At 67.0% G+C, this 22,003-nt stretch carries 5 protein-coding genes; all 5 read left to right on the top strand.

The genetic code is table 11. The features are described 5' to 3' along the window. Positions 1-15,966, top strand: a 15,966-nt coding sequence (locus LU684_RS25595; protein WP_232895192.1) for a BapA/Bap/LapF family large adhesin, incomplete at its 5' end; no start/stop codon positions are given. A gap of 63 nt (positions 15,967-16,029) precedes the next feature. After that, positions 16,030-17,466, top strand: coding sequence for a TolC family outer membrane protein (locus LU684_RS25590; RefSeq protein WP_016484935.1), 1,437 nt, complete (start codon positions 16,030-16,032; stop codon positions 17,464-17,466). Beyond that, positions 17,463-19,631: a type I secretion system permease/ATPase gene (locus tag LU684_RS25585; protein ID WP_016484934.1), complete on the top strand. Its 2,169-nt coding sequence runs from the start codon at positions 17,463-17,465 to the stop codon at positions 19,629-19,631. The genes LU684_RS25590 and LU684_RS25585 overlap by 4 nt, the downstream gene beginning before the upstream one ends. Then, positions 19,628-20,812, top strand: a complete 1,185-nt coding sequence (locus LU684_RS25580) for an HlyD family type I secretion periplasmic adaptor subunit (RefSeq protein ID WP_016484933.1) — start codon at positions 19,628-19,630, stop codon at positions 20,810-20,812. Before LU684_RS25585 ends, LU684_RS25580 begins: the two co-directional genes overlap by 4 nt. Positions 20,813-21,016: 204 nt before the next feature. Continuing rightward, entirely contained in the window at positions 21,017-21,916 is a 900-nt protein-coding gene (locus LU684_RS25575) for a chemotaxis protein (RefSeq protein WP_016484932.1), read from the top strand. Positions 21,917-22,003: the final 87 nt, after the last annotated feature.

The raw sequence follows: 22,003 nt of genomic DNA, 5'->3' as shown, positions 1-22,003 counted from the left end.
CAACTGAGCCTGGTGCAGACCGACCCAAGCGGCAACGCCTCCGCTGCCCTCGAATACGACGTACCGCTGACCACGGCGCCGACTAGCCCAAGCAACCTGGCCATCGATGCCGACGGCACCACCCTCACCGGTTCCGCCCCGGCGGGGACTCGCGTGGAGGTGCATGACGCCAACGGCACCCTGATCGGCAGCGCCATCGCCAATGCCGACGGCACCTTCAGCATCGAGCTGAGCCCGGCCCAGGCCAACGGCGAACTGCTGGATGTGGTCGCCATTGATGACAGTGGCGTTTCCTCACTACCTGCGCAGATCACCGCGCCGGACATCACCGCGCCGGCCGCACCGACCGAACTGGCCGTCAGCGCTGACGGCAGCGTCATCACCGGCCGTGCCGAACCCGGCAGCACTGTGCGGATCGTTGCCGCCGATGGCACCGAACTGGGTACGGCCGTGGTCGGCCCGACCGGCGTGTTCAGCATCAACCTTGCTCCGCCACAGGTAGACGGTGAAGTCCTGCAAACCACTGCGACTGATGCTGCTGGCAACACGTCCGTGGCCAGCTCCGTTACTGCACCGGATATCGACGGTGTGGATACCACACCGCCTGAAGCCCCGACCAATCTGGTAATCGGTCTGGCCGGCAGCCAACTGAGCGGCCGTGGCGAAGCGGGCACCACGGTGCAAGTGCGTGATGCCGCAGGCAACATCATCGGCACGGGTGTAGTCGGCGCCGATGGCCTGTTCAGCCTGACCCTGAACCCTGCGCAAGCCAACGGCGAAACACTGGACGTACGCCTGGTGGACGCGGCCGGCAACAGTTCGATACCACTGGAATTCACAGCCCCGGACATCACCCCGCCCAATGCCGTAACCGACATCCTGGTCGGTGCGGGTGGCGCGGCCCTGAGCGGTCGTGGCGAACCGGGCGCCACGGTCGAAGTGCGCGATGCCAACGGCAGCGTGATCGGCACTGGCGTAGTCGCTGCCAACGGTACCTTCCTGATCGACCTCAGCCCAGCTGCGCAGCCTGGCGAACAGCTGAGCCTGGTGCAGACCGACCCAAGCGGCAACGCCTCCGCTGCCCTCGAATACGACGTACCGCTGACCACCGCGCCGGACAGCCCGAGCAATCTGGCCGTCGATGCCGACGGCACCACCCTCACCGGCTCGGCCCCTGCAGGGACGCGCGTGGAGGTTCATGACGCCAATGGCACCCTGATCGGCAGCGCCATCGCCAATGCCGACGGCACCTTCAGCATCGAGCTGAGCCCGGCCCAGGCCAACGGCGAACTGCTGGATGTGGTCGCCATCGATGACAGTGGCGTTTCCTCGTTGCCCGCACAGATCACCGCGCCGGACATCACCGCGCCGGCCGCACCGACCGAACTGGCCGTCAGCGCTGACGGCAGCGTCATCACCGGCCGTGCCGAACCGGGCAGCACTGTGCGTATCGTTGCCGCCGATGGCACCGAGCTGGGTACGGCCGTGGTCGGCCCGACCGGCGTGTTCAGCATCAACCTCGCGCCGCCACAAGTCGATGGTGAAGTGCTGCAAGCCACCGCAACAGATGCCGCCGGCAACACATCGCCCACCAGCGTGGTGACCGCACCGGACATCGACGGTGTCGATACCACGCCACCGGTAGCCCCGACCGACCTGGTAATCGGTCTGGCCGGTAGCCAGCTGAGCGGGCGCGGCGAGCCTGGCACCACTGTGCAGGTACGCGATGCGGCAGGTACTGTGCTGGCCACCGGCACTGTCGGCGCCGATGGCAGCTTTGCAGTTACCCTGACCCCTGCCGTGAACGACGGCAGCGCCCTGCAAGTGACCCTGACCGATGCCGCTGGCAATGTCTCGCCACCCGCTTCGGTCACCTCGCCAGACCTGCAGGCCCCTGCCCAGCCTACCGAGCTGGCCTTGGCTGACGGCGTGACCTTCACCGGTCGCGGCGAACCGGGCGCTACCGTGCAGGTGCGTGATGCCGGTGGCAACCTCATCGGCACGGGTGTAGTCGGCGCCGATGGTCTGTTCAGCTTGACCCTGAACCCCGCACAGGCCAACGGCGAAGCACTGGACGTACGTCTGGTGGATACCGCCGGCAACAGCTCTGCACCGCTGCAGTTCGATGCACCGGACATCACTCCGCCGACGGCGGTCAGCAACATCGTGGTCGGCAACGGCGGCCTGGCCCTGAGTGGTCGTGGCGAAGCCGGCGCCACCGTCGAAGTGCGTGATGCCAACGGCACCGTAATCGGCACCGGTGTGGTAGCCGCCAACGGCACCTTCCTGATCAACCTCGACCCGGCTGTGCAGCCAGGTGAGCAACTGAGCCTGGTGCAGACCGACCCAAGCGGCAACGCCTCCGAAGCGCTGCAGTTCGAAGTGCCGGTCACCACTGCCCCGGCAAGCCCCAGCGACCTGGTGTTCGCCGAAGACGGCAGCAGCATCAGCGGTACGGCACCTGCCGGCACCCGTGTGGAAGTGCATGATGCCAACGGCACGCTGATTGGCAGTGTCGTGGCGAGCCCCGATGGCAGCTTCACCGTGGTCCTCGACCCGGCCCAGGCCAATGGGGAACTGCTGGACGTGGTGGCCATCGACGATGCTGGCGTAGCGTCCCTGCCAACGCAGGTCACCGCACCGGACATCACCGCACCTGCCGCCCCGAGCGACCTGGCCGTCAACGCTGACGGCACAGTAGTCACCGGCCGTGCCGAACCGGGCAGCACCGTGCGTGTGCTGGCCGCCGATGGCACCACCGTGCTGGGTAGCGTGGTGGTGGGCGCCACGGGCAGCTTCAGCATCACCCTGGACCCGGCACAGGTCGACGGCGAAGTGCTGCAAGTCACCGCCACCGATGCGGCAGGCAACACCTCGACCGCTGGCTCGGTCACCGCGCCAGACATCGACGGGGGCGATACCACGCCACCTGACGCACCGACCAACCTGGTGATCGGCCTCGCCGGCAGCCAGTTGAGCGGGCGTGGCGAGGCCGGCACCACCGTACAGGTACGCGATGCGGCAGGCACTGTGCTGGCAACCGGCACTGTCGGCCCGGATGGCACCTTCGCGGTAACCTTGTCCCCTGCCGTGAACGACGGCAGCACGTTGCAAGTCACCCTCACCGATGCCGCTGGCAACGTCTCGCAACCGGGCTCGGTCGCCTCTCCAGACCTGCAAGCCCCGACACAACCGACCGAACTGGCCCTGGCCGATGGCGTCACCTTCACCGGCCGCGGCGAACCTGGCGCCACGGTGCAGGTGCGCAATAGCGCCGGCAACGTGATTGGTACCGGCCTGGTCAACGCAGACGGCACCTTCAGCGTCACCTTGTTCCCGGCCCAGGCCAATGGCGAGGCGCTGGACGTGCGCTTGGTGGATACCGCTGGCAACAGCTCTGCACCGCTGCAGTTCGATGCACCGGACATCACCCCGCCTGCGGCGGTCAGCAATGTCGTGGTCGGTACCGGTGGCCTGGTGCTCAGCGGTCGCGGCGAGGCCGGTGCCACTGTTGAAGTGCGTGATGCCGGCGGTACCGTCATCGGCACTGCCACGGTCGGCGCCAACGGCACCTTTGTGGTCAATCTCGACCCGGCAGCCCAACCGGGCGCCGCACTGAGCCTGGTACAGACCGACCCGAGCGGCAACGCGTCCGAAGCCTTGCAGTTCGAGGTGCCCGTTACCCCTGCCCCCGCCAGCCCAAGCGACCTGGTAGTGGCCGCGAATGGCACCAGCATCACGGGGTCTGCACCGGCCGGCAGCCGCGTGGAAGTCCACGATGCCAACGGCACGCTGGTGGGCAGTGTGGTAGTGGGCGCTGAAGGCACCTTCACCGTCATCCTCAACCCGGCCCAGGCCAACGGCGAGCTGCTGGATGTGGTCGCCATCGATGGCACGGGTGCATCGTCCCTGCCGGTGCAGATCAGTGCGCCGGATATCACCGCCCCGGCCGCCCCGAGCGAACTTGCGATCAACGCCAACGGTACCGTCGTCACTGGCCGCGCGGAAGCGGGCAGCACCGTGCGCGTGCTGGCCGCCGATGGCACTACCGTGCTGGGTACGGCGGTGGTAGGCGCCACCGGCAGCTTCAGCATCACCCTCAGCCCCGCGCAAGTGGACGGTGAAGTGCTGCAAGTCACCGCCACCGACACCGCCGGCAATGCCTCCAGTGCCGGTAGCGTCACGGCCCCAGACATCGACGGTGTCGATACCACGCCACCCCAGGCGCCGACCAACCTGGTCGTCGGCCTGGCCGGTGGCCAACTGAGCGGCCGTGGCGAAGCGGGCGCCAGCGTGCAAGTACGCGATGCCCAGGGCAACGTGCTGGCCAACGGTACAGTCAACCCGGATGGCACCTTCCAGATCACCCTGGCCCCGCCGGTGAACGATGGCAGTACCCTGCAAGTGGTACTGACCGATGCCGCCGGCAATGCCTCCACCCCTGGCACGGTGGCCACCCCAGACCTGCAGGCCCCCGCCCAGCCGACCGGCCTGGACCTGGCCGGCGGCATTACCTTGACCGGTAGCGGTGAGCCTGGCGCTACCGTGCAGGTGCGCGACGCCTCGGGCAACGTGATCGGCAGCGGCGTAGTCAACCCGAACGGCAGCTTCAGCGTTACCCTGTCCCCTGCCCAAGCCAATGGCGAGGTCCTCGACATTCGAGTGGTGGACGCCGCGGGTAATGTCTCCACCCCATTGCAGTTCGATGCGCCGGACACCACGCCCCCAGCCGTAGTCGGCAACATCGTGGTCGGTACCGGCGGCCTGACCTTGAGCGGTCGCGGCGAAGCCGGTGCTACCGTTGAAGTACGCGACGTCAATGGCACCGTGATCGGCACTGGCACGGTGACCGCCAACGGCACCTTCCTGCTCGACCTGGACCCGGCCGCGCTGCCGGGCGAGCGCCTGAGCCTGGTGCAGACCGACGCCAGCGGCAACGCGTCCGGGGCCTTGACCTTCGATGTACCGCTGGTGCCCACGCCGGCCAGCCCGAGCGACCTGGTAGTCGCTGCGGATGGCACAAGCGTCAGCGGCTCCGCGCCGGTCGGCAGCCGCGTGGAAGTGCAGGATGCCAATGGCGCGGTGGTGGGCAGCATCGTGGTCGGCGCCGAGGGCACCTTCACCGTTGTGCTCAACCCGGCCCAGGCCAACGGCCAATTGCTGGACGTGGTCGCCATCGACAACAACGGGGCTTCGTCACTGCCGGTACAAGTGACCGCGCCGGACATCACCGCACCTGCCGCCCCCAGCGAACTCGCTGTCAGCGCCAATGGCAGCGTGGTGACCGGGCGCGCCGAAGCTGGCAGCACCGTGCGCGTGCTGGCAGCCGACGGCACTACCGTGCTAGGCAGCGTCGTGGTGGGGGCCGGCGGTACGTTCAGCATCGGCCTTACCCCGCCTCAAGTGGCCGGCGAGCAATTGCAGGTAACCGCCACCGATACCGCAGGCAATGCCTCCGCAGCCGGCACCGTCACTGCACCGATCGTTGATAACGGTGGTGATACCACACCGCCAGCGCCTGCCACCCAACTGGTCATCAGCGTCGATGGCCGCACGGTCTCCGGCCGGGGTGAAGCAGGCACCACTGTGGAGGTGCGCAACGACCAGGGCCAGGTGCTGGTGAGCGGCACCGTGCAACCGGATGGCAGCTTCAACGTGCAACTGCCAACCCCGGTGGTGGATGGCTCGTCCCTGCAAGTGACCCTGACCGATGCCGCCGGCAACGTCTCGACACCTAGCCCGCTGACAGCGCCGGACCAGGTGGCACCGCTGCAACCAACCGACCTGGTGCTGAGCAATGGTGACAGCCTGGTCGGCACTGCAGAAGGGGGCGCCCGGGTGGAGGTGAAAGATGCCTTGGGCAACCTGATCGGCAGCGCCATTGCCGGGCCCGATGGCAGCTTCAGCCTGACCCTCGACCCGCCTCAGGCCAATGGCGAAACCCTGTCCATCACTGTGACCGATGCGGCCGGCAACACCTCGGTGCCGCTAAGCTACACGGCGCCAGACATCACCGCACCGGCGATCGTCACCGACGTGGTGGCAGGCGATGGCAGCCTGGCCGTGTCTGGCCGTGGTGAGCCCGGTGCCACGGTGCAAGTGCGTGACACCCAAGGTGTCGTGCTCGGTTCCGGCATCGTGGCGCCCAATGGCACCTTCGTGGTTGACCTGGAGGCACCGCTGGCCGCAGGTGAGAACATCGTCCTGGTGCAGACCGATGCCGCCGGCAATACCTCGGCAGGGGTCAGTGTGACCGTTGCCGATACTCCGCTGCCCGAGAGCCCGAGCGGCGTGCTGGTGGCCGGCGACGGCTCCAGCGTTTCCGGTACCGCACCGGCCGGTACGCAGGTGCAGGTGCGTGACGCACAGGGCAATGTCCTGGGCAGCGTCCAGGCTGGCCAGGATGGCAGCTTCACCATCGGCCTGAGCCCGGCCCAGGCCAATGGCGAGACCCTGGATGTGGTGGCGGTTGATGGCGCTGGCAACAGCTCGCTGCCGACCCAGATCACCGCCCCTGACATCACCCCGCCCAATGAAGCCAGCGAACTGCAACTGAGTGCCGATGGCGGCCTGCTCACCGGCCGCGGCGAACCGGGCACCACCGTGCAGGTCATCAGTGCCGACGGCACTGTGCTGGGCAACGCCCAGGTCGGTAACGATGGTGTGATCAGCGTGGTCCTGAACCCACCGCAGACAGACGGCCAGGAACTGGACGTGGTACTGCGCGACCCCGCTGGCAATACCTCGACCGCCACCATCGTGGCGCCCGATACCGATGGCCCGCTGCAACCCTCGGGGCTGGCCATCGATACCGCTGGCATTCACCTCACCGGCCAAGGCCAGAACGGTTCCATCGTCACCGTGCGTGACGCCGATGGCAACGTGCTGGGCACCGCCACCGTAGGCGCCGACGGCCGCTTCGATGTCACCCTCAATGCACCGCAGCGCAATGGTGAAAGCCTCACAGTCGAAGCCACTGACAACCTGGGCAACAGCGCAGGGCCCGTAGACTTCACTGCACCCGACTCCACCCCTCCGCAAGTGGTCACCACCCCGGCCATCGATGGCACCGGCACCACGGTCACCGGCAACGGCGAACCCGGTGCCACCGTCACCGTGCGCGGGCCGGACGGCAGCGTGCTGGGCAGCACCGTGGTCGGCACTGGCGGCGCATTCGAAATCACGCTCGACACGCCTCAGACCAACGGCCAGGCACTGACCGTGGAGCAACGCGACCCGGCTGGCAACCTGTCAGCGGCGGTCGACTTGCCAGCACCGGATACCCAGGCACCCGATATACCCACCGGCCTGATTCTGGCTGGCGACGGCAGCAGCCTGAGCGGCAGCGGCGAGCCTGGTGCGCAGGTGACCGTGACCGGCGCGGGTGGCGCAGTACTGGGTACCGCAACGGTCCAGCCCGATGGCACCTTCCAGGTGACAATCGACCCGCCACAGCTCAACGGCCAGACCCTGTCCGTCACCCAGACGGACAACGCCGGCAACGACTCACCAGCCGGCACCGTCACCGCACCTGACTTCGAGGCACCGCTGCCGGCGCAAGGCCTGGGCCTCGACCCTACGGGCACGCTGCTCAGCGGCCAGGGCGAAGCCGGGAGCACCGTCGAGGTTCGCAACGCCGCCGGTGACCTGCTGGGCACCATACCGGTGGCGGCAGACGGCACCTTCGAAGTTCTACTCACCCCCGCCCAGACCAATGGCGAGGTGCTGTCGGTGGTGCTGATCGATGGGGGCGGCAATGCCTCGCCGTCGGCTACTTTTACCGCCGACGACAGCACTGCACCGGCCGCACCGAACGGCCTCACCATCACCCCGGGCGGCAACGCCATCCAGGGTACGGGTGAAGCGGGCTCTACGGTGGAAGTGCGGCTGGCAGACGGCACCGTGGTCGGTACCGTAGTCGTGCCGGCAGGCGGCAACTTCACGGTACCGCTGTCGCCTGCGCAACTGGACGGCCAGGCCCTGAACGTGACCTTGACCGACGCGGCGGGTAATGAGTCCCTGCCCGGCCAGATCACTGCGCCGGACATCACGCCACCGGCTGCGCCCACAGGTGTGCTTGTCAGCGACGACGGCACCACGGTCACCGGTAACGCACCTGGCGCGGACTCGGTCACCGTGAGCGATGGGGCTGGCAATGTGATCACTGTCCCGGTCAACCCGGACGGCAGTTTCAGCGTGCCACTGGATACAGCGCAGAACAACGGCCAGACCGTGACCGTGGTAGTGACCGACGCTGCCGGTAACGACTCGGCACCGGTCTCTGTCACCGCCCCGGACACCACTGATCCACTGCCGGCCACCGGCATTAGCGTGAGCCCGGACGGCGGCACGGTCGGCGGCACCGCCGAACCCGGCAGCACGGTAGAAATCCGCAACCCGGATGACACCGTGCGCGGCACAATCACCGTAGGGCCAGACGGTACCTTCGTGGTGCCGGTCGACCCGCCACTGACAACCGGCGAAACTGTCGCTGTGGTGGTGATCGACCCTGCCGGCAATGAGTCACCCCAGGTGCCAGTAGCAGGCCCGACTGGCACGGAAGTGGCCACACCGTCGGCCCTTGCCATCAGCGCCGACGGCTTCCTGCTGACCGGCCAAGGTACGGTCGGCTCGCTGATTACCGTGACCTCCGGGGGCACTACCCTGGGCACCGCCACGGTCGGCAGCGACGGCACCTTCCGGGTGTTCTTCCAGAACGCCCAGCTCAATGCCCAGACCTTGCAAGTCAGTGCCAAGGCTACTGTCGACGGCCAGCCTTCGGTGCCGGCCATCGTGGTGGCCAATGACACCACGGCACCGAACGCGCCGGCCCAGGTAACCCTCAACGCCACCGGCAGCACACTGACCGGCCAGGGCGAAGTGGGCGCAACCGTGCGCGTGACAGACGCTCAAGGCACGCTGCTGGGGACTGCCACCGTCGGCAGCAATGGCCTGTTCAGCGTCAGTTTCTCGCCGGCCGTGGCCAATGGGCAGAACCTGATCGTGACCCAGGCCGATGCTGCGGGTAACGTTTCGCTCGCGGCCACGCTGCAAGCACCTGACCTGCAAGCACCGCTGGCGGCCAGCAACCTCAGCCTCAACAGCGCGGCCACCGTGCTCAGCGGCCAGGGTGAAGCCGGCGCCAGCGTCACCGTCCGCGACGCCAGTGGCGCCATCCTGGCCACCGGCACCGTCAACCAGAGCGGCCAGTTCCAGATCACCCTGCCCAGCGCGCAAACCACCGGCAGCCCGCTGCAAGTCACCCTCAGCGATGCTGCCGGCAACGTCTCCGGCCCGGCCAGCCTGGCCACGCCCGACCGCACGCCACCCGCCGCCATCACCAACCCGCTATTGAGCCAGGACGGCCGCCAGCTGTCCGGCAGCGGTGAAGTGGGCGCTACCGTGCAGGTGCGCAACGCCGCCGGCACCGTGCTGGGCACCGCCACCGTGGGCGCCGACGGCCGCTTCACGGTGACCTTCGACACCCCGCAAGCCAATGGCCAGGCCATCGGCGTCACGCAGGTGGATGCCGCCGGCAACACGTCGCCAGCCATCAACGTGTCGACCCCGGACCTGACCCCACCCGCGCCGCTGACCAATGTGGTGCTGAACAACAACGGCCTGACCCTGACCGGCCTGGGCGAAGCCGGCGCCACAGTCACCGTGCGCGGCCCGGACGGCACCATCATCGGCAGCGGCCTGGTGGCGGCCAATGGCAGCTTTACCCTGACCCTGAACAGCGCCCAGCTCAACGCCCAGCACCTGAACGTTACGCAGACCGATGCGGGCAACAATACCTCAACCGCCGTGCCGGTCACTGCGCCGGACTTCACCCCGCCTGCGGCACCGACCACACTCGCCCTGTCCGGTACCGGGCTGCAACTGACCGGGAACGCCGAAGCCGGCAGCACCGTGACCGTACGCGATGCCAGCGGCAACGTGTTGGGCACGGCGGTGGCCGGCAGCAACGGCACCTTCCAGGTCACCCTGAACAGCGCCCAGACCAATGGCCAGACGCTGCAGGTGACCGCCACCGACGCCGCCGGCAACGTGTCGCCGGCCGCGCCTTACAGCGCAGCCGACACCACGCCGCCAGCGGCCGTGACCAATCTGGCGGTCTCCGCCAATGGCGCGACCCTGACAGGCAATGGCGAAGCAGGCGCAACAGTCACTGTGCGGGCACCCGACAATACCGTGCTGGGCACCGCCACGGTCGGGGCCGACGGCCACTTCAGCGTGGCCCTGTCGCCGGCCGCGATCACCGGTGAAAGCCTGAGCGTGATTCAGGCGGATGCCGCACAGAATGTCTCCCCTGCGCAAAACGTCACCGCGCCGGGTGTTCTGGCACCGGCAACCCCGGACAACCTGGTCCTGGCCGCTGACGGCCTGTCGGTGACCGGCACCGCAGCGGCGGGCAGCACAGTCAAGGTGTATGGCCCCAATGGTGTCTTGCTGGGCAGCAGCCCGGTCGCCAACGACGGTACCTTCACTGTCAACCTGGGCAGTGCACAGGCCAATGGTGAAGTGCTGCAGGTCAGCGCAACGGGCACCGATGGCAGCGTATCGCTGCCTGCCACCTTGCAGGCACCGGACACCACGGCACCGCAACCACTGACCAACCTGGTGCTGTCCAACGACGGCCTTGTCCTCAGTGGCCGCGGCGAGGCAGGTGCCACCGTTACCGTGCTAGGCGAAGGCGGTATCGAGCTGGGTACTGCCGTGGTCGATGCCAGTGGCAACTTCAGCGTCAACCTGAGCGCGCCGCAGATCAATGGCGAACAGCTCAACGCCAGCCAGTCCGATGTGGCCGGCAACGAGTCCAACAGCGTCAGCTTGATCGCCCCTGACCGCGTCGCCCCGGATGCTGCCGGCAACCTGGCCTTCGCAGGGGGCGGCAGCTTGCTGAACGGTACCGGCGAAGCAGGTGCCGGCGTGCGCGTGCTCGCCGCCGACGGTTCGGTGCTGGGCAGTGCAACGGTGCGCGCGGACGGCACCTTCCAGGTCAACCTTGCATCGCCTCAGGCAAACGGCCAGCAAGTGCAAGTGGTACTGACCGATGCGGCTGGCAACCAGTCCGCCGCCAGCGCCATTACCGCACCCGATACCACGCCGCCAACGGCACCAGCCGAACTGGCCGTTTCCGGGGATGGCGTCACCCTCACCGGCCGCGGCGAAGTTGGCGCGCTGGTGACCGTGACCAACCCGGCCGGCGACGAAATCGGCAGCGCCACCGTCGATGCCAGCGGCCACTTCACCATCACCCTGAACCCGGCACTGGGCAACGCCGAGCTGCTTAGCTTTACCCAGGCCGACGCAGCCGGCAACGTGTCGGCAGTGGCAACCCTGCAAACCCCGGACTTCACCCCACCCGCCCCGCTCACCCAAGTGGTGATCAACGCAGACGGCAGCGTTGTCAGCGGCCTGGGCGAAGCCGGCGCGACCGTCATCGTAAGCAATGCCGCCGGCACGGTGCTGGGTACTGGCACGGTGCTCGCCGATGGCAGCTTCCGTGTCGAACTTACGCCTGCGCAAATCAACAACCAGTTGCTGTCGGTACTGCAGGCCGACCCACCCGGCAACGTCAGCCTGCCGGTCAGCGTACTGGCGCCGGACCACACGCCGCCTGCTGCGGCAACCGAGCTACGGCTCAATGCGGCGGGTGACGAACTGGGCGGTGTCGGCGAAGCAGGCGCCACGGTGCGGGTCTACGTTGGCACCACGCAGGTCGGTACCGGTACGGTGGGAGCCAGCGGCACCTTCGTGGTCGAGCTGGATACCGCAAAACTCAATGGCCAAGTGCTGCAAGTGACCCTGACCGATGGTGCCGGTAACATCTCGCCAATCAGTTCGGTCACGGCGGTGGACACCACGCCACCGGCCACCGTGATCGCCACCATCAACGACAGCGGCACCCAGGTGATCGGTACCGCCGAAGCCGGCACCCGCGTCACCGTGGTCAACAACAACGGCGACCTGCTGGGCCAGGTGACGGTCGATCCGGACGGCACCTTTGTCCTCAACCTGAACAACCCGCAGATCAACGGTGAAGTCCTCACCGTCATCGCCCAGGACGCCACGGGCAACCCGTCGGCGCCCCTGCTGGTGAACGCGCCAGACCTTACGCCGCCAGTGCAACCCGATAACCTGTTGCTCAACCCGGCAGGCACGTCGATGACCGGTACGGCAGAAGCCGGCACCACCATCACGGTGCGTGACCCGAACAACAACGTCGTAGGCACCGTGGAAGTGGGTGCAAACGGCCAGTTCACCGTGCCGATCAACCCGCCGCAGAACAACGGCCAGTTGCTCACAGTGGTGTCCACGGACGATGCCGGTAACGCCTCGGTGGTTGTGCCCTATCAGACCAACGACACCTCACCGCCTGGGGTGGTCACCGACATGGCCATCAACAACACGTTCAACGTGCTGACCGGCAAGGGCGAGCCGAATGCCACCGTCACCATCAGCCGCGGCGGATTGGTTATCGGCACGGGTACGGTAGATGCCGCGGGTAACTTCCAGATAACCCTGGTGCCGGCGGCGGGCTCGCTCGCCACCTTGGCAGTGACGCAATCCGACGGCATCAATACCTCTGCGGTCGCCACGTACACCACCCCACTGATCGCGCCACCAGTGCCCCCCACCAACGTGACGCTGGGCAGCGACGGGCTGACCTTGGCCGGTAATGCGCCAAGTGGCGTGGGCATTCGGGTCTACGATGCCGCAGGCAACCTGATCGGCACAGGCGGCGCTACCCTGAACGGCACCTTTACCCTGACGCTGAACACAGCGCAGCTCAACGGCCAGCATATTTCGGTGACAGCTGTAGCACTGGTAGGCGGTGAATCGCAGCCAACCTTCCTGCAAGCCGCCGACATCACACCACCGGCCAACCCGCTGGTGACCGGGCTGTCTCTGAACGGCCTGGTGCTGACCGGTACCGGTGAAGCCGGCGCCACGGTGACCGTGCGCGACGCCAGCAACAACGTGCTCGGCACGGCGGTGGTGAATGGCGGTGGCGTGTTCACCGTCAACCTGAACGCCGCACAGCTCAACGGCCAGGTACTGGGCGTGAGCCAGGCCGACGCTGCGGGTAATGTGTCCGGCAGTACCAGCTACACCGCCACGGACGTGCAACCACCTGCAACACCGACCAACGTCACCATCAACGGCGCGGGTACCGTGCTCACCGGTAACGGTGAAGTGGGCGCCACCGTGACGGTGCAAGGCCCGAACGGCCAGGTCGGTACCGGTGTGGTGCAAGCCGACGGCACCTTCACCATCACCCTGACCTCGCCACAGAACGACGGGCAACTGCTGGTGGTGCGCCAGGCCGATGCTGCCGGCAACCTGTCCGGTAGCACCAGCCTGACCGCGCCCGACACCACCCCGCCAGCCGCCCCGCTGGCCACCATCAACGCCAACGGCACCTCGGTCAGCGGTTCTGGCCAGATCGGCAGCACGGTCACCGTGCGCAACAGCGCCGGCACCGTGCTGGGGACAGCAACGGTGGGCAGCAACGGCCTGTTCGTGGTCAGCCTGACTGCGGCGCAGATCGACAACCAGGCGCTCAGCGTCACCCTCACCGACAGCGCCGGCAACGTCTCCACCGGTACTACGCTGACCGCACCAGACCTGACCCCACCTGCGGCTGCCGGCAACCTGCTGATCAGTGCCGACGGCGGTACCCTGACCGGTACTGGCGAAGTGGGCGCCACCGTGACCGTGCGCAGCGCCAACGGTACCGTGCTGCAAACCGCGACGGTGCAGCCGGGCGGCACCTTTACCGTGACCCTGAGCCCGCCTCAGGACAACGGCCAGATCCTCTCGGTGACCCTCAGCGACCCGCGCGGCAACGTGTCGGGCAACGTCAACGTCACCGCGCCGGATGTGGATGCCAACGCGCCGGTCATCGCCAGCGACAACCTGGCCACGGCCACGGTCAACCTGGCAGCGGTCAGTGCCACCAAGACCTACACCGACAGCTTCACCACGCTGCTGTCGGGCTTCTCCAAGACCTACACCTGGACGGTGGCGGCAGGCACCACGGCCGACCCGACCCTGACACTGACCACCAACAGCGTGCTGGCACTGCTCAACAACACCAGCTTCACCCTGCAGGTAAAAGACGCCAGCGGCGCCTGGGTGACCCTCGCCACCGGCAACACGCAGGGCCTGCTCGACCTGATCGTGCTGCCGATCGGCTTGCAGGTGGACATCGGCGTGCTGCAAGCCGGTGACTACCGGTTGACCGTGGGCAGTGGCGGCATCGGCCTGGTCACCAACGTGAGCACCGCGCTGGACATCACCTCCACCAGCCTGACCCAGTTCACCGGCACCGGCACTGCCACCACCGGCAACGTCATCACCGACGTGGGCACCGATGGCGCGGTGGATGCCCGCGGCCCGGACAGCGCCGCCGTGCTGCAAGTGCTGAAAAACGGCAGTTATGTCTCGGCCGGTACATCGACCACGGTTCAGGGCCAGTACGGCACCCTGGTGATCAGTGCGGATGGCAGCTACACCTACACCCCGAACGGCAGCCCGAACAGTGTCGGCAAGGTGGATGTGTTCAGCTACCAGCTGGTGCACCCGAACGGCCTGTCCGACACCGCCAACCTGTACGTACGCATCGACAGCCCGCAAGCCACGGAGGTCTGGAGCAACACCAACTACGCTGCACCGGCCACGGTGGTCGACGCGGTCAACGATGTCGGGACCAGCCATGTCACCCTGGCCAACCGTGTTGACACCAGCAGCAGTGCGCTGGGCTCGCTGAGCCTGCCGGTGATCGGTACCCGCCAGGCCACCTACACCACCACGGTTGCCGCCGATACCACGGCCAACCTGCAGGTGGTGGTCAACTCCGCCAACCTGTTGAGCCTGCTCAACGGCACCACCATCGAACTGCTCAAGCTCAACCCGGCCACCGGCCAGTACGTACTGGTGCAGTCGGTACCGGGGGGGTCGCTGATCAGCCTGCTCGGTGGCGGCGCGGGCTATACCTTCCAGAACCAGGGGGCCGGCACCTACCACGTACGTGTCACCGCCGGCGGCATCGGCCTGCTCAGCTCCATCACCACCAGCCTCAACGCCACCACCACGCACCTGACCGAGTTCGTGGTCAGCGGCGCGACGGCAGCCACCGGCAACCTGCTGAGTGACGACAACGTCGGTTCGGCACTGACCGTGCTGAGCGTGCTGACAGCGGCCAACACCTACACCATCCCGGGCTACAACGGGGTGAGTGTGGCCGGCACCTACGGCACGCTGCTGGTGCATGCTGACGGCAGCTACACCTACACCCTCAACCCAGGGCTTACCTCGGCGGTGGTCGGCCAGCACGACACCTTCACCTACGAGCTGACCCACCCGAACGGCACCACCGACACCGCCACGCTGACCGTCAACCTGGACAATGCTGCCGGCCTCACCACCTTCACTTCGCTGCAGGCCGACACCGGTGACGAGGCGGTAGCGCTGGCCAGCCTGGCAGCCGCCACCGATGTCATCGCCGGCACCGACGGCAACGACCACCTCGATGGCAGCCAGGGTGGCCACATCACCCTGCAGGGTGGTGCGGGTAACGACACGCTGGTGGTGGTCGACCAGAACTTCGCCAGTGTCGAGGGCGGCACAGGTACCGACACCCTGCTGTGGGGCGGCGGCGATGCCAGCATCGACCTGGGCAACCTGGCCGGGCGCGTGCACGACATCGAAGTCATCGACCTCAACGACACCAGTTCGGTGGCGCTGACGCTCAACCTGGCGGACGTGGTGGCAATCACCGAAACCGGCACCGACACACTCATCATCAAAGGGGACAACAAAGACTCGGTTCACATGACGGACAACTGGACGCTGGTCGGGAACCAAACTGCCGACGGTATCGACTATAACCAATACACGGCCCAGGAGGATCCAAGCCATCACCTGTGGGTACAGAACGGTATCCATGTGGTCTGAGGCCGCTGCAAACCCGCCGGGCAAATGCCCGGCGGCAAGGACGACCAGCAGTAAGGGAACTATGTGAAGCGAAGCAGTCCGCTGTCACCGCTGTTGCTGGGAGCCTTCGGGCTCCTGGCCCTGAACTTCCACCCGGTTGCCCTGGCAGCCGATGACATAGACCCCCAACTGCGCCAGATCGGGCCATCGCTGCTACGCGATGCGCCCGAAGCAGTGCCCGCACGCCCCGCCACCGGCATGGCCCCGGTCGCCAGTGGCGAGCGGCTGGGGCTGACCGACGCGGTGCTGCAGGCCGCTCAATGGCACCCCAGCATCGCCGAGGCCATCGGCAACCTCTATAAGCAGGGCGAAGGCATCAACGTCGCCCGCGCCGGGTATTACCCGCAGATTTCCGGCGGTATCCGCACCGGTTATGACACCGGTTATGGCGGCGACCGCAACAGCCAGGCGCTGAACCTGTCGCTCAAGCAGATGCTCTACGACTTCGGCAAGGTCGACAGCGCCGTCAGCGCGGCACAAGCTGCTGCCGCCCGCGCCCAGGCCAATATCCTGCTGGTGGTCGACGACCTGGCCCGCGACACGGCTTATGCCTGGATCGAAACCCGCCGCTACGAGCAACTGATGACCATCGCCCGCGACCAGATTCGCGGGGTCGGTGACATTGCCGGCATGGCCCGCCAGCGCAGCGACATGGGCGCCAGCACCCGTTCCGACGTGGTGCAGGCCGAGTCCCGTGTGGAAAGCGCCCGCGCCACGCTGGAGGAATACCAGTCGCAGTACGAGCGCTGGCGCTCGACCCTGGCGGCACTGATGGGGCGCATCACTCCACCGGCGCTGGCCGAGGATTCGCCAGCAGCGCTGAACCAGGCCTGCAAGCGGCCCTCGCAAGGCGATGACCGCCTGCCTGCCGTCCTCATGGCCCTGGCCCAGCGCGCCCAGGGCCAGGCCGAGCTGGCCCAGGCCAAGGCCGAGGCCTACCCGACACTGTCGTTGCAACCACAGGTCAACCACTACCTGGACAACGACTACAACCGCGACAACTCACGGATGGACCGCACCCAGGCCGGCATCTACCTGAACGTCGAGGTACCTATCTATCAAGGGGGTGCCATCAGCGCCCGCAGCCGCGCTGCCGGCCACGCCCTGACCGCCGCCGACTCCGCCGAAGACGCGGCCCGCCTGCAAGCCCGTCGTGGCCTGGCCGAGGCCATGGCACAAACCTCCGGGCTAGGCCGCCGGCTGACTTCGCTGGAAGCCCGCCAGGTCAGCATTCAGGAAGCACGCATGCTTTACGGGCGCCAGTACCTGGACCTGGGCACGCGGCCCCTGCTCGACCTGCTCAACGCCGAGCAGGAGATCTACCAGTCACGCTTCGAACTCGCCGGCACCCGCTCCGACCTGCTGCGCCTGGATGTCGACTGCCTGTACAACACCGGCGCCCTGCGCACGGCCTTTGGCCTTGAGGGGCGCAACCTGCAAGGGGTGGAGATCCAGCCATGACCGATTCGATCAATGTGACCCTGCCTGAACAGCCCACTGCCCCCGCGGCCGAAGCGCCTCATCGACCGGACCTTGGACCGTGGCTGGAAGTGATGCTGCAGGTGGCGCACCACTACCGCCTGGACGTGTCGCCCCAGCGTATTCGCCTGGCCGCCGTCGAGGATGCCCGCCCGCTGGATGAAATCCTTCGCCACATGGCGCGCCAGGCCGGCCTGGCCCTGCGCTTCGTGCGCTTCGACGCCAAGGGCTTGCGACAGTGGCGTACACCGCTGGTACTGGAACTGGACGATGGCCAGTTAGCGGTGGTCGAGTCGGTCACCGAAGAGGACGACCTGGCGGTGGTGTTTGCCGGTGACCAGGGCCTGACCTCTCGCCTGCCTCGCGACAGCCTCAAGGGCCGCATCAACCGCGTTGCGCTGCTGCGCCCGGCACGGCCGCTGCGCGATGTGCGCACCGATGACTACACCGCACCCTACGACCGCCACTGGTTTGCCCGCATCGTGCTGCGCGACCTGCGCCCGTATGGGCAGGTGATGGTCGCCTCGCTGGTAGCCAACGTCTTGGCCCTCGCGGGGGTTCTGTTCTCGATGCAGGTGTACGACCGGGTGATCCCGGCCGAGTCGCTGCCCACCCTGTACGTGCTGTTCGGGGGGGTAGTGCTGGCGCTGGTGTTCGACTTCAGCATGCGCCTGCTGCGGCTGAAGGTGACCGACCTGCTGGGCAAACGCGCCGACCTGCGGGTGAGCGACCTGGTCTACGGGCATGCCTTGCGCCTGCGCAACTCGGTGCGCCCTAAGTCCACCGGGTCGTTCATCTCGCAACTGCGCGAGCTGGAATCGATCCGCGACCTGATCACTTCCAGCACCGCCACGGCGCTGGCCGACCTGCCGTTCTTCCTGTTGTTCCTGTTCGTGTTCTGGCTGATCGGCGGCGTGCTGGTGTTCATCCCGCTGGTCGCATTGCTGGCCATGGTGGTGCCTGGGGTACTGGCCCAACGGCGCCTGGCGCGGCTGGCCAATGCCTCCATGCGCGAGTCGGCGCTGCGCAACGCCATGCTGGTAGAAAGCATCCAGGGCCTGGACGAAATCAAGGCACTGCAGGCCGAAGCACGCTTCGAACGGCAGTGGAACCAGTACAACGCCGCCTGCGCCCATACCAACCTGCGCCTGCGCACCCTCACCAACGGCCTGGTGACCTGGACCCAGAACGTGCAGGGCGCGGTGTTTGCTGTGGTCATCGTGGTCGGCGCACCGATGGTCATCGCCGGCGACCTTACGACCGGTAGCCTGGTGGCGGCGTCGATGCTGTCGTCACGGATGATGGCGCCGCTGGCGCAACTGACCCATGTGCTGACCCGCTGGCAGCAGGCCAAGGTGGCCCTGCAAGGGCTGGACAAGCTGATGCAGTCACCGGTCGACCACCCCGAAGGCGAAGCCCGCGTACACCTGCCGGCGATTCGTGGCGAGTACCGCCTGCGCCAGGCCAACTTCCGCTACAGCGAGGAGTCCCCGCCAGTACTGAACATCGGCCAGCTGGATATCCAGCCGGGCGAGCGCATTGCCGTGCTCGGGCGCAACGGCGCCGGCAAGTCGACCCTGCTGCAAGCCCTGGGAGGGGCCATGGACCTGGTGCAAGGCGAGGTCAGCCTGGACGGCATCGCCATGGGCCACCTCGACCCTGCCGACCTGCGCCGTGACGTGGGCCTGCTGCCACAGTACGCGCGCTTGTTCCACGGCACCCTGCGGGAAAACCTCACCCTCGGTGCCGGCCAGGCCAGCGACCAGGAACTGGTGGCCGCACTGGCTGCCACGGGCGCGCTGGACTTCGTCCGCCGCCTGCCCAAGGGCATGGACCACCTGATCCTGGAAGGCGGCCTGGGCTTGTCGGGCGGCCAGCGCCAGGCCCTGGTGCTGTCGCGCCTGCTGGTGCGCCAGCCGCAAGTGTTGCTGCTGGACGAGCCGACTGCGTCGCTGGACGACATGACCGAGCGCAAGCTGCTGGATAACCTCGAACGCTTCTGCCAGGGCCGCACCCTGGTGATCGCCACCCACCGCCTGAGCGTGTTGCAACGGGTCGACCGCATCCTGGTGCTGGACGGCGGGCGCATCGTCATCGATGACACCCGCGATGCCGCGCTGGCCAAACTGCAAGGAGCCCAGGCATGAGCAACCATGAACTCCCGGCCTCCTACCTGGATGGGCAGGACGACCAGGCAGTGTTTCGCGCCGGCCGCATCATTACCCTTTGCGCCTTGATGCTGGCCGCGTTCCTGGCCTGGGCCGCCTGGTTCGAGGTGACCGAAGTGTCCACCGGCACCGGCAAGGTGATCCCCAGTTCGCGGGAGCAGGTGATCCAGTCGTTCGAGGGCGGCATCGTCGCGCAGATGAGCGTGGCCGAAGGCGACCTGGTCGAGCGCGGACAGGTGCTGGCCCAGCTCGACCCGACCAAGACCGCCTCCAGTGTCGGCGAGAGCGAAGCCAAGTACCGCGCTGCCAAGGCCAGCCAGGCCCGCTTGCAGGCAGAGGTCACTGGCAGGCCGCTGACTTTCCCGGACAGCCTGCGCGACTCACCCGACCTGATCGACGCCGAAACCGCGTTGTACCAGACCCGCCGCCGCGGCCTGGAGCAGACCCTGGCGGGTATCCAGGACTCGCTGCAACTGGTGCGCAGCGAGCTGAAGATCACCGAGAACCTGGCAAAGATGGGCGCCTCCAGCCGGGTCGAAGTGATCCGCCTGAACCGCCAGCGTTCAGAGCTGGAGCTCAAGGCCAACGAAGCCCGCTCCGACTACCTGGTGCGTGCCCGGGAAGAACTGGCCAAAGCCAGCGCCGAGGCCGACAGCCTGTCAGAAGTGGTCCGCGGGCGCAGCGACTCGCTTACCCGCCTGACCTTGCGCTCACCGGTGCGTGGCATCGTCAAGGACATTGAGGTCAACACCCTGGGCGGCGTGGTGCAGCCCGGTGGCCAGGTCATGAAGATCGTGCCGATGGACGAACGCCTGCTGATCGAAACCCGCATCGCCCCGCGCGATATCGCGTTCATCCACCCCGACCAGGCGGCCAAGGTCAAGATCAGTGCCTATGACTATTCGGTGTATGGCGGACTGGATGGCAAGGTGGTGGGGATTTCGCCGGATACCCTGCAGGATGAGGTGAAACCGGAAATCTACTACTACAGGGTGTTCATCCGCACCGAGCAGGACAGCCTGCAGAACAAGGCCGGCAAGCACTTCGCGATCGTGCCGGGGATGATTGCCACGGTGGATATCCGCACCGGCGAGAAGACCATCCTCGATTACCTGATCAAGCCGCTGAACCGGGCCAAGGAGGCACTGCGCGAACGCTGATCCAGGCGTTTACACACATCACCTGTGGGAGCGGGCATGCCCGCGAACACCGGCGGAGCCGGTGCCATGTACCGCGTCGCACGCTTCGCGGGCATGCCCGCTCCCACAGGGTCCCAAGCATCCCCAGGTTCTGTGCAAAATGCCTAAAGCCCGACCAAAACGGGCCGATAACCGGTTATCCCCTGTTCCCCACCGAAGGTCACCATGGCCACGCAAAATGCCCGCGCGGACTCGTTGTCCCTGCTGCTGTTCACCCTGCGCAGCGGCAAGTTGATGGCAATCAACCTGCTCAAGGTCAGCGAAATCATCCCCTGCCCGCCGCTGACCAAGCTGCCGGAGTCGCACCCCAACGTGAAGGGTGTGGCGACCCTGCGTGGCCATTCGCTGTCGGTCATCGACCTGTCACGCGCCATCGGCGAGCGGCCCCTGGAAGACCCGCAAGGCGGCTGCCTGATCGTCACTGAAATCAGCCGCTCGCGCCAAGGCCTGCATGTGCAGGCGGTCAGCCGCATCGTGCATTGCCTGAGCACCGACATCAAACCGCCACCCTTTGCTTCGGGCAACCGCTCGTTCATCACCGGCGTGACCCGGGTCGACAACACCCTGGTGCAGGTGCTGGACATCGAAAAAGTCATCCACTCCATCGCCCCACCGCCCGCCGAACCCGCACACGGCACCTTGAGCGAAGAAGACGCCAGCCTGCTGGCCGCCGCCAACATCCTGGTGGTGGACGACAGCCTGGTGGCCCTGCAGCAGTCGGTGCACACCCTGCGCAACCTGGGCATCGAATGCCACACCGCGCGCAGCGCCAAAGATGCCATCAACGTGTTGCTGGAGCTGCAAGGCACCGCGCAGGAGATCAACATCATCGTCTCCGACATCGAAATGAGCGAGATGGATGGCTACGCCTTCACCCGCACCCTGCGCGAAACCCCTGATTTCCAGCACCTGTACGTGCTGCTGCACACCTCGCTGGACAGTGCCATGAGCAGCGAGAAGGCAACCCAGGCCGGGGCCAACGCCATCCTCACCAAGTTCTCCTCGCCAGAGCTGACCGATTGTCTGGTGGTGGCCGCGCGTACCGTGGTGTTTGCCGAGCACTGATATATTAAGCGACAAACTCCCCGGCTTGCCGCCGGGGGTGAGTCGGGCATAATTCGCGCCCCTCGCAAGCAAATTGCCGGAATCGCG

It is taken from the genome of Pseudomonas sp. NMI542_15, from assembly GCF_021283425.1.
Taxonomy (GTDB): domain Bacteria; phylum Pseudomonadota; class Gammaproteobacteria; order Pseudomonadales; family Pseudomonadaceae; genus Aquipseudomonas; species Aquipseudomonas fortuita.
This window is presented reverse-complemented; position numbering and strand designations above follow the sequence as displayed.